Consider the following 15,303-nt stretch of genomic DNA (forward strand, 5'->3'; position numbering starts at 1 on the left):
ATTGTAAGGGAATGAATATTCATTCCTACTCTTTTAAAAACACTTTTTTCGGAATGAACGTTCATTCCTATAATTCTATTAAATTATTTTTAGCTCCATTACTCTTGATAATACGGAATGAATATTCATTCCTTCTGTTGTAAAGATTTATCATCACCTGCTTTTCTTTTTCATACCCTTATCGGAATGAATGTTCATTCCTGTCCTTATAACGCTATAGAATCAAATGATTCTAATAGCATTCCAACAACTTTCTTCCAGTTCTTTTACCAACTCTTCTGTATATTCTAATTGCCCTGTTTCCATTACTTTAATTAATTTTTCAATCGGTTGATATACAATGATAATTAAAGCAATTGGTGGTAATGGACGAAGAAAACCTTTTTCGATTCCATCTTCTATCAAGTCCATAAAGAAGCCCATAAAGTCCTCGAATATTTCATTACTATGTTCATCGAGAAAATAACTATCACAGTGAGAATTTGTAAAAAGAAAAGCATCTGCATTTTGTCTCGCAAATTCAAATAAACGGTTGTACGTATGGCTAAACTGTTCACGAATATTTGCGTTGACTGGAAAATCGGTTTTTATTAACTCTGATAGTTGTAAAACACTTTTCGTAAATAAAGAATTAACAAGTGCTTCTTTATTTTCAAAATAGCGATAAATGGTACCTGCACCTACTTTTGCTTTTTCAGCAATCATCGGAATTGTTGTACCATCATAACCTCGTTCTGCAAAAAGTTGTATTGCCGCATCAAAAATATCTTCTTGTTTATTTTTAGCCATTTTTTCACCTCAATTTCAGGAATGAAAATTCATTCCGTTTTTAATTATAAATTAGATGCACTAAAAGTCAAGTGTGTGACAAAGTATAGTTGCTGTTTTTAAATGAAGTTATATCGACGTTTTTCATGATATATCGACTTACCGACAAAATTTCACAATATAAGAGGAAGCTATCCCGAAATTTCACTTGGGATAGCCCACCTTCATACATGCAAATTAAAAGAAATCATAAATAAACGGCTTACGCACTGGTACTACATTCTCTAACACTCGTATTTCCTCTTCGCTTCCACTAATTAATTCTAGTTCTTTAAGTTCTAACGGACGTTTGTAGCCAAACATTATTGTAGATAATGCATTTATATCTAGTTTGATTCCATTATTCATTACTTCTTCTACAATTGTTATTTCATGATTTGCAAGCCTCACTGTTACATTATTCCACGGAGCAAATGAATCTGTAAGATGTAAGATCACTTCTTGCTGTACTTTGTTCCAGTTCAACTCATATTGTTTTAAGAACTGCTCTACATCTACAATTCTTCCCATAAAATATGGTTTTATTTCCGTCTTCACACGTGGCTCTTGCAATGTATATAACAACGGTTCGTTTTCACTTACTGTCATTTCAAGTTCTTTAATCATAGAATCATGCTGGCAAATAAAGTTCCACAGACCATTTCGTGCTTCATTATACAGTGGTACAAATTCTTCTACTGTCATTTTAGAGTCTTCTATTTTATATAACATGTAACCAGCTGCCGTTTTATTTTCATCGTAATAAGTCGCTAATGTTAAGTCATCATAGACCGCTTGTAACCACCAGTTCTTCTCTCGAACTAACATCCCGGAAAAACGTTCTGCGAATGTTTCATAAATCTTCTCCACCTCTTCTGGATGATTTTTTTTATTGAAACGTTTCACAGTTCCATTCACTGGTTTTTTCATAACTAAATCATTCTTTGTCATATGACATACGAGAAGGTTCGCACAAAGTTCCCAGCCATATTTACGGTAAAATGAAACAGCAAATGGATGTAACATCGATACTGTATATCCGTCTTTTTTCATCGTTTGAAGTGAATGTTGAAGCAATTCTTTCACATAACCACTTCTTCTATATTCTGGATACGTCGCTACCCCAGCAACGCCTCCCATTTTAAATTTTTCTTTGCCTATGTATATATGAAACGGAATTAGGTGTAGTTTTGCTGCTAACTTTTCCCCTTCCATAATACCGTATATTTCATGACTTTCCTTCATTCTTGTAAGTTGTTGCTGTAAACGTTCCTCATCTACTTTATATTGAAAAGCGTATTCTGATAAGCTTAATGCTTCTCTAAATTTATCTTCTTTTAATCGTATAACGTTCATATATTTCTCCTCCATTCCTCATTTAAATTGTATCATAATTCTAAAAATTAAAGTTCGATGAATGAAATTATATCGACTTAACGACACGAATCCAATATAAAAAAGCAGATACATTCCGTATCTGCTACTCATTACTTTATTTAGCTAACTTTTGAAGTTCTTCGAAGAATGTAGGGTATGATACACCTACTGCTTCTGCGTCTTCAATTGTTGTTTTTCCTTCTGCGATACATCCAGCAATCGCAAGCATCATTCCGATGCGGTGATCACCATAACTATTAACTGTATTCCCTTTTAGAGCTGATTTCCCGTAAATAATCATCCCGTCGTCAGTTGCTTCTATGCGAGCACCTAGTTTCGTTAATTCTGCAACAACTGTATCAATACGGTTTGTTTCTTTAACTTTTAATTCGTGCGCATCTTTAATTACTGTAATTCCTTCTGCTTGCGTTGCCGCTAAAGCGATAACAGGAATTTCATCGATTAATCTTGGAATAATATCTCCACCAATTTCGATTCCCTTTAATGAAGATGTTTCAATTGTAATATTTGCAGCTGGTTCTGATGCACCTTCGTTAATTGCTTCTACAGTAAATGTGGCACCCATTTTTTCTAATACATCAATGATGCCTGTACGTGTTGGATTCATCCCTACATTTTCTAATACTAGTTTACTATTTGGAATGATCGCACCTGCCACTAAGAAAAATGCAGCTGATGATACGTCACCTGGTACTTGAACATCTGTCGCTGTTAACTTCTGGCCACCTGCTAGTTTCACTGTTTTTCCTTCGCGAGTTACTTTAACGCCAAATGCTTCAAGCATTCTTTCCGTATGGTCGCGGGAAATATGTGGTTCTGTAACAGTTGTTACACCTTCTGCACGAATTCCTGCAAGTAAAATAGCTGACTTAACTTGTGCGCTTGCGACAGGAGAAGTATATTCAATTGCTTTTAAATCTCCGCCACGTATTGTTAATGGAGTAAATGTTCCTTCTTCGCGGCCATCAATGTTTACACCCATTTGTTTTAACGGATTTGTTACACGTTTCATCGGTCTTTTTGCGATAGATGCATCACCTTGTACGCAAGAGAAAAATGGTGTATTTGCCAAAATCCCTGACATTAAACGTATCGTTGTGCCAGAATTACCAACATCTAATACAGCTTTCGGTTCTTGTAAACCTTCTAATCCTTTACCAACTACAGTGACTTCATCACCGTTTTGCTTAATGTCTACTCCCATTTCTTTAAAACAAGAAATTGTACTTAAACAGTCTGCACCGGGCAAGAAACCTTTAATTGTCGTTTTTCCTTCTGCAATCGCGCCGAACATAACAGCGCGGTGTGAAATAGACTTATCACCCGGGATTGTAATATTGCCATTCAATCCGCTATTTACAGGTTGTATTATTCTTTCCTTCACATTTTCACCTTCTCATTTAAATTGTTTCATAAGTTTGGTATTTTTCTTCTCCAAGCGCTAGCTTTGCTTTCATACGATCTTCTTCTCTTTGGAAGCTAATACGTAATACCCCAAGTAATCCTTCACGTGCTTCTAATATTTGCAAGTTCGTAATACTAATTTCCTCGCGGGCTAAAATACTCGTAATATGAGCTAATGCCCCTACTTTATCTAAAACATCGACGTATAAGTCGTGATAGGCAGGAATTGCCCCTCTCTTTCGTACTGGTAAAGAATCACGGTATTCTTTCGCATCTGCAAAATAGTTTTGAATCTCGCCCGCATCTCCGGTAGAGACTGTATGATATAAACCTTCCATCTCAGAGATCCACTCTTTTAATAATACCATTAAATGCTCACGATTTTGCTTTACAATATCACTCCACATTTTCGGACTACTAGATGCAATGCGTGTAATGTCTTTAAAACCTCCCGCAGCAAGTTGATGAATGAGCGGATTATCTCCTGCATGTTTCTCTACTTGCTTTACTAATCCTGCCGCGATAAGGTGCGGAAAATGGCTAACAATCCCTGTTACATAATCATGTTCTTCTGTATTTAAAACAAGAAAATGCGATCCTGTTCCTTTTAACCAACACTTTAGTTCTTCCACTTGTTCACTTGGCACATGATTCATCGGTGTTAAAATGTAAAATGCATTTTCAAATAAATGCGCTTTTGCACTTTCAACTCCCGTTTTATGAGAACCTGCCATTGGATGTCCACCAATGAAAGAAACTTCCTTTGAAAACAATGCTTCCGCTTCATTCATAATCGTGCCTTTTGTACTACCAACATCAGTTACAATAACATCTTCTCGTAAACTAAATAACGCTAATTTGTGTAATAACTTCTTCGTTTCTTCAACAGGAGAAGCAAAAACAATTAAATGTGCCTCTTCACATGCATGCTGTAAATCTACTGCTATTTCATCTACTACATGTAATTCTTTTGCACGCTCTACTTGTTCTTGAAATATATCATAACCTGTTATCGTTACATCGTGCTCTTTTTTAATTGCTAATGCAAGAGAGCCTCCTATTAAACCTGTTCCAATTAATACTACATTTTTACGCATTTGCCTCATCTCGAGACTTTCTTTTTTTATTTTCAAAGTGTTGTTTTAACACTGAAATCACTCCTTCATTTTGCTCCCTTGTTCCGACTGTAATACGGACACCATTTGGGAACGGACGAATAATAAACCCTGCGTGTGCGCAAGCTTCATAAATCTCTCCACCATTTTCTACTGGCAAGAAAATGAAATTTGTTTGTGACTGATAAAATGGAATTTCATTTTCCTTACAGAAACTCTCGTATTGTCGTAAACCTTCTGTATTCACACGAACTATTTCTTCAATAAACTCGTCATCACCAAAAGCAATCGTCGCTGCTTTTTGCGCTAATGAAGATACGTTAAATGGCAAACGTACGACATTTAATTTCTCGATTAGCTCTTCCTGTCCAATCGCATATCCAACGCGGAAAGAAGCTAATCCGTACGCTTTAGAAAATGTTCTAAGTACAAGAATGTTTTTATGTTTTTCTAAAAGCGGTAATGTCTCTGGGAAATCTTTTGCTGTTACGTATTCACAGTACGCTTCATCAATGACAATTAACGTATTTTCACTAATCCCTTCAATGAATTGAGTCAATTTTCGGTCATTCACATATGTGCCTGTTGGATTGTTCGGGTTACAAATCCATACGATTTTTGTATTGTTATCTACTACTGAAGAAATTTTGTCTAAGTCGTATACACCGTTATTTAACGCAACTTCCTTCACTTCGCAACCTTCTATAATTGCATGATGGCGGTACTGCGGGAATGTTGCACCAGCCGTTATGATGTTATCTCCTGCTTTGAGTACTGCTCTGCTTATCATTTGAATGACTTCATCTAAACCACTACCGCAAAGTACTTGTTCCATTTTCACATGTAACTTATTTGCAATTGTTTGACGGAGCGTTGTAGCACCTCCGTCAGGGTATAATGCATGTTCCAACCACGATTTTTGCAACTCATCTAAAACACGTGGTGAGCAGCCGAATGGATTTTCATTCGATGCTAATTTAACAAACGAATGATCTCCGTACACTTCTTTCATTTGTTCAGGTGATTTACCTGGTTTATATGGTTGTAATGATGATAGTTGATCTTTTACTTGCATGTTAAAACCACCTTTTTATTAAAATTCTTTTGCGTATTTGTTATGTTGCGTAATGTTCTGCTGAATTAAATCCATACGATCTTTTCCGAACTGTTCGACAAGGGCATGTGCAAGTTCCCATGCTACAACAGATTCAGCTACTACACCTGCTGCTGGTACTGCGCAACTATCAGATCTTTCAATACTCGCTTGGAATGCTTCTTTCGTATCAATGTCAACGCTTGCTAACGGTTTATATAATGTAGGTATTGGCTTCATTACACCTCTTACAACAATTGGCATACCTGTTGTCATACCGCCTTCTAAACCGCCGGCATTATTCGTTTTTCTCGTATATCCTTGTTCCTCATCCCATAAAATTTCATCATGCACTTTACTGCCTGGCTGTCTTGCCGCTTCAAAGCCAACGCCAATTTCAGCACCTTTAAATGCATTAATACTCATAATCGCACCAGCAAGTTTTGCATCTAGTTTACGGTCGTAATGAACGTAGCTACCAACGCCAATTGGCATACCTTCTGCAATGACTTCAACTATACCACCGATTGAATCTCCACTACTTTTTGCGTTATCAATCGCATCCATCATCTCTTGTTCTACTTCTTTATCTAAACATCGAACTGGTGAGTTTTCAGTAATTGTTTGAATTTCTTCAATTGCTAAGTTTGAAATATGTTTTGCTTGTACTCCACCAATTTCAAGTACATGCCCTGCAATTTCTACGCCTAATTCTTTTAAAATTTGTTTCGCAACCGCACCAGCAGCTACACGAACTGTCGTTTCTCTTGCCGATGAGCGCTCTAGTACGTTTCTTATATCACGATGTCCGTATTTAATTGCTCCGTTTAAATCCGCATGTCCTGGACGTGGTTTTGTAATTGTGCGTTTCATTTCTTTACTTTCTTTTTCCGAAATTGGCTCTGCACCCATTACTTTCGTCCAATGTTTGAAATCATCATTTTTTACGATTAACGTTATCGGCGAGCCAAGTGTCACCCCATGACGAACACCACTTACAATTTCAACAGTATCGGTTTCAATTTGCATGCGTCTTCCGCGTCCATGCCCTTTTTGTCTTCTTAATAATTCTTTATTAATATGTTCCGCTGTTAATGTTAAACCTGCTGGTACACCTTCTAAAATAACTGTTAACTGCGGCCCATGTGATTCTCCAGCTGTAATGTATCTCATTTCTCTTGCCCCTTTACTATTTTTTTGTACAAAAAAGTCCCTACTGAGCGCTCAGTAGGGACGATGTTTATCGCGGTACCACCCTAGTTGTAGACTTCTTTCGTCTACCTCTCTTCTTCTTTAACGATCGTTTGACCGTCTTTCCCTCCAAAAGTTGGCGGAAAAGATGCTCCAAGGCTGTAATTCATACTTACCTTTGTACTGATTCACACCGACCATCAGCTCTCTTTAACAGGGAGATAAGCACTACTGTTTCCTCTTCAGCGCATATAATAATATGGAATTAAGATAATTTATTTTTGAATCCTTTTAACTCATCCATGAATCTATGGAATTCGGGAATATCCATTTGCTGTGCAGAATCTGATAATGCAACTGCTGGATCTGGATGTACTTCAGCCATTACTGCATCTGCACCAATTGCAAGTGCTGCTTTCGCTGTTGGTAATAATAAATCTCTACGTCCAGTTGAATGCGTAACGTCAACTATAACTGGTAAATGTGTTTCTTTCTTTAAAATCGGTACTGCTGAAATATCTAATGTGTTACGTGTTGCTCTTTCGTATGTGCGAATACCGCGCTCACATAGAATAATTTGGTCGTTACCTTGTGCAATGATGTATTCCGCTGCGTTAATGAATTCATCAATTGTTGCTGCTAAACCACGTTTTAGTAATACTGGCTTGTTAACTTTACCTACAGCTCGTAGTAAATCGAAGTTTTGCATATTACGTGCACCAACTTGAATTACATCAACGTAGTCTAATGCCATTTCAACATCGTTCGGATTTAAAATTTCACTAATGATCGCTAAGTCGAACTCATCTGCTACTTGGCGTAAAATTTGTAATCCTTCTACTCCTAAACCTTGGAAATCGTATGGAGATGTTCTCGGTTTGAAAGCACCACCGCGCATTAATTTTAATCCTTGGTCTTTCATCGCTTGCCCTACTTGGCGAACTTGCTCTAAACTTTCAACTGCACAAGGTCCCATGATGAACGTTTGTGTTCCGTTACCAATCAATTCACCTTTTACATCAACGATTGTATTTTCTTGTTTCTTTTTACGTGAAACTAGTAATGCTTTACGGTTATCATCTTCTTGTAATTCTAAGCTAGCTTTGAAGATTGTTTTGAAAATATGTTGAACTGTTGACGTTTCGAATGGTCCTTCGTTATTCTCTGCGATCATATCAAGTACTTCACGCTCACGTACTGGATCAAAACGTTTCGTACCTTGTACTTGCTTTTGTTCCCCAATTTTTTGAACGATTTCACCACGTTTGTTTAAAAGGTGTAATAGTTGTAAGTTAATTTCATCTACCTGTTTACGTAATTGATCTAATTCATGATTTGCCATTTGGAAATCCTCCTCTAATGTTTTAAAAGTATAGTAAGAGAATGAAAAATTCTCTATTTTCTGAACTGGTTAATTATACAAATTTAAAGTGGAATCGATACCTCTTCTTATTTTAAACTAATAATTAGTACAAAGACACTATCTACTAGCTAAAAAACCACTTTTTTTGTACAAAAAAGCCCTACTGAATAAATCAGTAGGGACGATATTTATCGCGGTACCACCCTAGTTGTAGACTTCTTTCGTCTACCTCTCTTCATTGTTAACGATCATCTGACCGTCTTTCCCTTCATAAAGACAAATAGTATCTTTACTACGAAAAAGATGCTCTAGGACTGTAATTCGCTCTTGTTTTTGTACTGGTTCGCACCAACCACCAGCTCTCTGTTACAGGGAAACAACAACTACTGCTTTTCCTTTCAACGCATGAATATTTAATTTTCAAGTTGGACCACTAAAATACAAAAAGTCCCTACTGAATAAATCAGTAGGGACGATATTTATCGCGGTACCACCCTAGTTGTAGACTAACTTTCCGTCTACCTCTCTTCACTGTTAACGATCAATTGACCGCTTTTTCTTCATAAAGACGAAACTATCTTTACTACGAAAAAGATGCTCCAAGACTGTAATTCATGATTATCCCTGTACTGGTTCACACCAACCACCAGCTCTCTGTTACAGTAAGACTAACCACTACTGTGATCTCTTCATTGCACTTTGTTTATTCAAATGTTTTTGAAATTGAATAAGTATGATTCGTATTATAGAACGCTTTTCAAAACACTGTCAACAACTTTTTATATATTTTTTAAAATTCCACTTTTGTCCTACATTTCTTCTTGTAAATTCTCCATAACAATTCCGATGCGAATTATCTCATTATCTATTGCATTTAATACACATTTTTCTACTCCATACCGGATTAATACTTCTTTTATTTGAATGATTTCAGCTTCAAGTAAATCGGCTTCCTGAAGCGTTTGCAGTAAAGTGAAAAAGACATTTGCATACAATTCTTTATACATTTTTATACTCTTTGTCTTTTGAAGTATTTCATTAAATAACTGTTTTAACTCTATTTGATTTCCTTTTCCATCCACGTCTGAAAACGTTTTACATATGATAGATAATCCTCTTTCTACTATTTCATCCATAAATAAAATAATACGTAAAAGCATTACATATTCTCTAGCTGTGATTTCACCCATTTTCGGTCGTTCTCGCAAAAATATACTAAGCCAAGCTGCCCAAAATTTTTGTTGTTCTTTTGCACTTAACGTTTTGACGTAATAGCATAAAAACTGCATAAATTTAATTTTATTTTCTTCATTTTCTCGTATCAGTAAAGGGTATAACCAATCTGTTTTTTGCTCCCAATACAGTACACATTTAATAAATACAAAACTAAGCCATTTCAAGAAAGCTTCCCTCGTATGCGGATGTAATACTTCCAAATGTTCTACCGCATACTTAATAAATCGCTTCATTTCTGTAAATAAAGGTAAATTTATTTGCGTGTAACATAAGCCTGCCCATGCATATTTCGTAATTTCATTTTCCTTCTTTAAATCTAAATACGGTAACAAATATTTTCGGCACCATTGCTTCTCAATATGATAAAGAAATGTAATATCTGCTACTAAACGAGCTAACATAAAATTTGTCCGTTCTGAACTAACTCTTACTTGTTCTTCAAATAAAAATAAATATTCATACACATTACGATCGTATAAATGATCATATGATAACAATTTTAATAATACAGCTGTCATTTTCCCAACAGGATGCTGGATTGATTCATTGTAAAAATCTTGTTTTCCCAGCTTAAAATCTGTATCACCTTTCATTACTTGAGGGAATACCGAAAACGCAAACCGTTTCACATTGCGTATACTATTTTCCTCTAACTCTTCTAATCGATTACTAATTTCATATAAAAAACTACTAATTAACCAATGAAAAGAAGTATTCCTAACAAATTTCTGCAATAGCGGAATAATTTTTTGGATTTGTTCATTTGTCAGTCCTCGGTTATTTCGCCACTCTCTAATACAAACAAACCATACTTCATTATTTATTTCGTGCATTCCAACTAATTGATAAGCAAATGAAATACTCCATTCTGTATTCAATTTACATGCTTTCGATAACATCTCTAAAAAATGACGTTGTTCAAAAACACCATCATGAGAAAATTGACGAACTTGTTTCATAATTTCTTCGTCTTTCAGCTGCAATAATCCATCAGCAGTTACATTACAAGTAATACTTTGTTCTGTAGTCTCTTTCTTTTGTACACTGTATCGCTCAGAATGAAAGTGAGGATGTTTTTGCTTCATTAACTCATAACCTTTCGCCGTAGATGGACTATTCGAATCGCAAGTGAATAATAAATCTAAGACTAAACAAACATCAAATGTCCTCTCCTCTGCAAGGTCCTTCAGTATAATTTGAACGACTTCTTCCTTTGTTTTTTCTAAAGAGAGTGCGAAATGATTTTTTATTAGTTGAAAAACTTCGTGTTTATACGTGACATCTAAAAGAATACCTTCCTGTAACAACCATTTCATTTTCTCATCGGCGCCAACAAATATATTTTTATTCATCGCATCAATTGCAATTCGTTTTTGAAGTATGCTGCTTGCTTCTATCATTTCTGTAATATAATAATTTGCTTTTTGCTCATTGTTTTCACATAAATAGGCTAAACATTCTTTTACAATTTGAATTAAAAATGCAAGATCATTTTGCTGGAATTCTTTTTCCACATTTTCCTTATCCCTTTTCTTCAGTGCCATTTGCCTTAGTGATAACATTCGCATCTTCTCTATTCCCATCATCATAATTGGAACGGCGTAATAGGAAATATGCGGTTTCATCTTCTCATTCCAAATTTGCTCCACATAAGAAAAGGTAGACACTGGTAAACGACTCGATTCCTCAAGTTCTATTGATTCTTGCGTATCATTTCCCCATCTTCTTTCTCGCTTCAATTTAAGTTTTCCGTCCAAAATAAACGTTAGTAACAATAAAGCAATCTCTTTATGCTCAGGGAAAGAACATTTTTGCAGTAAGTTAGATATTTTTTCAATTGATTTACTATCTTTTTCAGCTGTTTCTAATAAAAGGAGTGTCCATCTTGCAAACAATAACGGATCCATTTTCATTTTCGTTTCGTTTAAGTAGCTACAAATTGTCCTCCATAATAAAGGAGATATTTTAGAATGATTTTTAAAAATTAATTGAAATAATTCTTTTTGATGACTAAAAAGAAATTGTTCCACTAACCATTCTGCAAGTAATTCATCTACCTCATTATAGTTTGATGTAACTAAGAATAAATTTTGTAATTTCCCTTCTGCTTCAAGCCATTCCACCCATTCATAATCGTGAGCAAATTCAACAAAGTAGCGGACCGTTTCAATTTTTTTAATTGACTGTTTTATGTATGATAATTGTTCCTGCTCTACTGAAGGTGGAACTGTTACAATGTCACGAATTCGCATTCGTTTTGTAATATAGTTATCCCCCATTAATTCCGCCCATCGCTTCACTGCTTTAACAAGAGATTGATGATTATTACCTTTATTCGGATATACAATCGGCCGTATTCCCAAATGCTCCCAGTGGTACGTATTTTCCCCTTGTGCGACAAATGCATAACGCCTTGTACTTGGTGGTAAACCAGTCGCTAAATATTTCATTACTGGATCATTATGACTATACCCAACGAATAAAACGGTATAATTCGAGAATAAATCAACTAAAAATCTTCTTGCCCACCCTTCCGTTAAGTAAGCCCTTCCAAAATCACCATCTGTTAAAATTAACGCTTCTTTCTCTTGTTCTATATTGCCATGTATGTAAGCGAGTCCTTTAAACGCTCTACCTGTAGGTAACGCAGGTGCGTAATATACGTTTAATTCTCTATTCATTTCTTTCATCGCAGTTGTAAAATGTCGATCAAAATTTGTCGTTACAATGCGGACTTCTGTATCTACAGGAAACAACCTCGGAATTGCATAATGAAGCGGATTCGGTTTTGACTTTTCTATATGAACTAGGTCTCTTGCAACTTGATGTACATCTTTTGTTTTCGCTATTTTACCAAGATAATAATCATGCGGTTCTGTTATTTCACGCGTTTCTACATATAACGTTTTCGCAATTTCATCAACAAGATCATCAAAATTCGGTAAGTTTGATTTCCCTTTCATAGAAACTCCCGCTCCAACAAATAATACTAACTTTCCTTGTTCAAGATGATCAATTAACTCATCTGGAATTTCTACTTCTGAAGTAATCCACACCCAGGATTCCCCCTTACCTAAAAATGTCATATACTCTCATTTTACTATAACATTTTTTCTTTGTTTTTTTAATATTTAGACAAAAAATCAAACGTGAAAAAATTTTATATAATTATATTCGTTACAATGTATGAACTCCTGATTTTATTGTAAAACTATGTATAAATCGGAGGTGTAAATATTGAATGGTTTTACTGTAGTACTAATCAAGTTTATATCGTGCATTATCGCATTTAGTATTGGACTCGCTTTATTTTTCCCAGCAACTTTCGTCCAAATTATTTCGTTCAGTCTCTTCGTTACAATCGTATCTTATATGTTCGTTGATAAAATTATTTTAAATCGAATTGGCAATACTGGTGCCATTATGTCGGATTTTTTACTAACATATTTAAGCGTATGGATTTTCGGTAATATTTTATTAGACAACTATATGCAAATTGCATGGGGAAGCATCCTTTCCGCGATTGTCTTCACATTATCAGAAGTAATCGTTCATCGCTTCTCTGGCTCCCACACAAGGCACCACAACGATAATATTCATATTAATCGACGATTTGCATATGGTACGGAGTTTGCGGAAGAACAGAATATATTGGATAAAGATAAGAAGAAGTAAAATTTTGATGCAGGAGCGCCCTTTTTAATTATGTGGTGCTCCTGTTTTACGTTATCATTATGATATGTGAAATAATATCGACTTGCCGACATTATTTCACATTATTGCTTCTAATAAAAAACTGCCTCTTATTTAGAGACAGTCACATTCAAATCTTTTAACGCAACAACATCAACAAACGCTCCAAACACTACGTTATGATGTTTCACAATGTCTTCAGCTCGTAGCACTTCTGTATTAAACGTACTATGTGCATCACTCACTAACGTTACTTTATACCCTTCACTAAACGCTCTTCGCGTTGTCGTATCCACACAGTACTCTGTTTGCATTCCTGAAATAATAACCTGTTCAATTCCTTTTTCTTGTAACACCTCGTTTAAGTTTGTATTATGGAATGAATCTGGTGTTGTCTTTTCAACAACGAGATCCCCTTCTTGCGGTGCAATTGCCGCATGAACCTTCCAGCCATCTGTACCTTTTTCTAACGGGTGATCTTTTGGTCCGTTATGTTGGACATAAATAACTGGAATATCCTTTGAACGACATTCCCCAATAAGTCCTTGCAATATTTCTAAAAACTTCTCCCCATTATGTACTGGCATTCCTGCTGTATACATACCTGCTTGCACATCGATTACGATTAATGCTTTTTTCATTTTACACAACTCCCTTTGTTTGTATAAGCCATTGCATAATCATTATAAGTGTTTAAATTCCACCATCCAACAATCTTCTAATATCCCCTCATACAGTTCATGTTCCTTTAAAATCTTTACTTTTTTAAATCCGCATTTTTCATAACACTTTATCGCACGTTCATTATTAACTTTCGGGTCCATTGCGATTACTTCTGCTCCCTCATTCTCCATAATATATGTAATTGCTGCCTGAACGAGTTTAGTTCCAATTCCTTTCCCCCAACAGGCCGGTTCTCCAATAAATTGGTCCCTTCCCCATACATTTTGTGATTCTTTATAGCCATATAACGCTTTCCACTCTGAATCAACTGGGTACATTTGTATGTAACCAATCGGAACGGTATCAAATTCTAGTAAACATCTTTTTTCATTACTGTTTGGACTATGTATAAAATGATCAAGCACTTTTTCTACAGATTGCAGGTTATCTCGCCCTTCGTAATACTGCAGTACTTCTGGGTCTGTTAACCATTTTGAAATGATTGGTGCATCCTCTTCTATTACGTACCTAACCGATACATTATCTTTTTGAAATAGCATATAGTACCTCTTTTTAATTATTTATATTTTTTCTTGTTGTGAAATCTTTAATTGCCCCTAGATAGCGCAAACCATGTCCGTTTCCATATAGATTGTGCATTTTTTATGTATCAGCCATCTAGCATGCTACTTTAAATATCCATCATATTGATTATACACTTTCTTCGTTTTATTTGTTAAAATTTTCTATATAATCAATATTGTTTGGGGAATACATTATGTCTAATCCTATACTTAAATCAACTTTAATCATTCTTAGAGGAAACTCGGCAAGTGGTAAAACAACAATCGCAAAGCAACTACAAGAACATTTCGGACAAGGCACACTTTTAGTATCTCAGGATGTTGTCCGTAGAGATATGCTTAGAGTACACGACACGATGGGTAATTTATCACATGATTTACTATTTGAAATTACGAAGTACGGAAAAGGAAAATGTGAGTTTGTTATTTTAGAAGGTATTTTAAACAGTCGTAGATACGGAGAAATGTTGAAAGAATTAATACATTATTTTGAAGGAAACGCTTATACATACTACTTCGATTTATCATTAGAGGAAACTATTCGACGACATAATACAAGAGAAAAACGGCATGAATTCAGTGAGGATTCATTACTAAAATGGTATAATCCGCACGATATAATTTAAGTTGCTAGAGAAACTATTTTTACAGATAACTTCACGCAAAAAGATATATTTGATGCGATTCTTAATGATGTTATGGTACGAAAATAAGACCGACAGAATATGTCAGTCTTATTTTCATTATGTTATATAC

At 35.3% G+C, this 15,303-nt stretch carries 11 protein-coding genes, 1 pseudogene and 3 other annotated features; of the genes and pseudogenes, 2 read left to right on the plus strand and 10 right to left on the minus strand.

All coding sequences use genetic code 11. The features are described from left to right. Positions 1-222: 222 nt before the first annotated feature. From ACQVV1_RS24550 to ACQVV1_RS24585, 8 genes are all read right to left on the minus strand, one after another. Entirely contained in the window at positions 223-789 is a 567-nt protein-coding gene (locus tag ACQVV1_RS24550; RefSeq protein ID WP_001107293.1) for a TetR family transcriptional regulator, read from the minus strand. 216 nt (positions 790-1,005) lie between these two features. Then, entirely contained in the window at positions 1,006-2,163 is a 1,158-nt protein-coding gene (locus ACQVV1_RS24555; RefSeq protein WP_242252871.1) for a GNAT family N-acetyltransferase, read from the minus strand. Positions 2,164-2,299: 136 nt separating this feature from the next. Then, positions 2,300-3,589, minus strand: a complete 1,290-nt coding sequence (gene aroA / locus ACQVV1_RS24560) for a 3-phosphoshikimate 1-carboxyvinyltransferase (RefSeq protein WP_431169640.1) — start codon at positions 3,587-3,589, stop codon at positions 2,300-2,302. Between the two features lie 16 nt (positions 3,590-3,605). After that, positions 3,606-4,706: a prephenate dehydrogenase gene (gene tyrA, locus ACQVV1_RS24565; RefSeq protein WP_098557150.1), complete on the minus strand. Its 1,101-nt coding sequence runs from the start codon at positions 4,704-4,706 to the stop codon at positions 3,606-3,608. Continuing rightward, on the minus strand, positions 4,699-5,799 hold the full coding sequence (hisC, locus tag ACQVV1_RS24570; protein WP_431169641.1) for a histidinol-phosphate transaminase: 1,101 nt from the start codon (positions 5,797-5,799) through the stop codon (positions 4,699-4,701). Before hisC ends, tyrA begins: the two co-directional genes overlap by 8 nt. 18 nt (positions 5,800-5,817) lie before the next feature. Beyond that, entirely contained in the window at positions 5,818-6,990 is a 1,173-nt protein-coding gene (gene aroC, locus ACQVV1_RS24575; protein ID WP_242252868.1) for a chorismate synthase, read from the minus strand. Between the two features lie 53 nt (positions 6,991-7,043). Next, positions 7,044-7,263, minus strand: a binding site (T-box leader). A gap of 10 nt (positions 7,264-7,273) precedes the next feature. Then, complete coding sequence (locus ACQVV1_RS24580; protein ID WP_001273580.1) at positions 7,274-8,350, minus strand: bifunctional 3-deoxy-7-phosphoheptulonate synthase/chorismate mutase; 1,077 nt, start codon at positions 8,348-8,350, stop codon at positions 7,274-7,276. A 195-nt stretch (positions 8,351-8,545) separates the two neighbouring features. Next, positions 8,546-8,782 (minus strand) — a binding site (T-box leader). A 54-nt stretch (positions 8,783-8,836) separates the two neighbouring features. Further along, positions 8,837-9,073 (minus strand) — a binding site (T-box leader). Positions 9,074-9,180: 107 nt separating this feature from the next. Beyond that, complete coding sequence (locus ACQVV1_RS24585; RefSeq protein ID WP_431169642.1) at positions 9,181-12,693, minus strand: DUF4020 domain-containing protein; 3,513 nt, start codon at positions 12,691-12,693, stop codon at positions 9,181-9,183. A gap of 151 nt (positions 12,694-12,844) precedes the next feature. Between ACQVV1_RS24585 and ACQVV1_RS24590 the strand changes: the two genes are divergently transcribed. After that, entirely contained in the window at positions 12,845-13,282 is a 438-nt protein-coding gene (locus ACQVV1_RS24590; RefSeq protein ID WP_016717788.1) for a YndM family protein, read from the plus strand. 128 nt (positions 13,283-13,410) lie between these two features. On the opposite strand, the gene ACQVV1_RS24595 is transcribed toward ACQVV1_RS24590, so the two are convergent. Together ACQVV1_RS24595 and ACQVV1_RS24600 are read right to left on the minus strand one after the other, a co-directional pair. After that, entirely contained in the window at positions 13,411-13,941 is a 531-nt protein-coding gene (locus tag ACQVV1_RS24595; protein WP_431169644.1) for a cysteine hydrolase family protein, read from the minus strand. Between the two features lie 42 nt (positions 13,942-13,983). Beyond that, positions 13,984-14,523 (minus strand): GNAT family N-acetyltransferase, encoded by a 540-nt coding sequence (locus ACQVV1_RS24600; protein WP_242252865.1) that lies wholly within the window; start codon positions 14,521-14,523, stop codon positions 13,984-13,986. Positions 14,524-14,741: 218 nt separating this feature from the next. On the opposite strand from ACQVV1_RS24600, the pseudogene ACQVV1_RS24605 reads away from it, so the two are divergent. Then, a pseudogene (locus ACQVV1_RS24605) lies at positions 14,742-15,260 on the plus strand (kinase). The last annotated feature ends 43 nt before the right edge of the window (positions 15,261-15,303 follow it).

The organism is Bacillus basilensis (assembly GCF_050630465.1).
GTDB lineage: Bacteria > Bacillota > Bacilli > Bacillales > Bacillaceae_G > Bacillus_A > Bacillus_A basilensis.

Bases quoted from the DNA above. Each gene is read 5' to 3' on its own strand.
- aroC (WP_242252868.1), bottom strand. From the start codon at position 6,990: ATGAGATACATTACAGCTGGAGAATCACATGGGCCGCAGTTAACAGTT.
- ACQVV1_RS24550 (WP_001107293.1), bottom strand. From the start codon at position 789: ATGGCTAAAAATAAACAAGAAGATATTTTTGATGCGGCAATACAACTT.
- ACQVV1_RS24555 (WP_242252871.1), bottom strand. From the start codon at position 2,163: ATGAACGTTATACGATTAAAAGAAGATAAATTTAGAGAAGCATTAAGC.
- ACQVV1_RS24600 (WP_242252865.1), bottom strand. From the start codon at position 14,523: ATGCTATTTCAAAAAGATAATGTATCGGTTAGGTACGTAATAGAAGAG.
- ACQVV1_RS24595 (WP_431169644.1), bottom strand. From the start codon at position 13,941: ATGAAAAAAGCATTAATCGTAATCGATGTGCAAGCAGGTATGTATACA.
- ACQVV1_RS24585 (WP_431169642.1), bottom strand. From the start codon at position 12,693: ATGACATTTTTAGGTAAGGGGGAATCCTGGGTGTGGATTACTTCAGAA.
- hisC (WP_431169641.1), bottom strand. From the start codon at position 5,799: ATGCAAGTAAAAGATCAACTATCATCATTACAACCATATAAACCAGGT.
- ACQVV1_RS24580 (WP_001273580.1), bottom strand. From the start codon at position 8,350: ATGGCAAATCATGAATTAGATCAATTACGTAAACAGGTAGATGAAATT.
- tyrA (WP_098557150.1), bottom strand. From the start codon at position 4,706: ATGCGTAAAAATGTAGTATTAATTGGAACAGGTTTAATAGGAGGCTCT.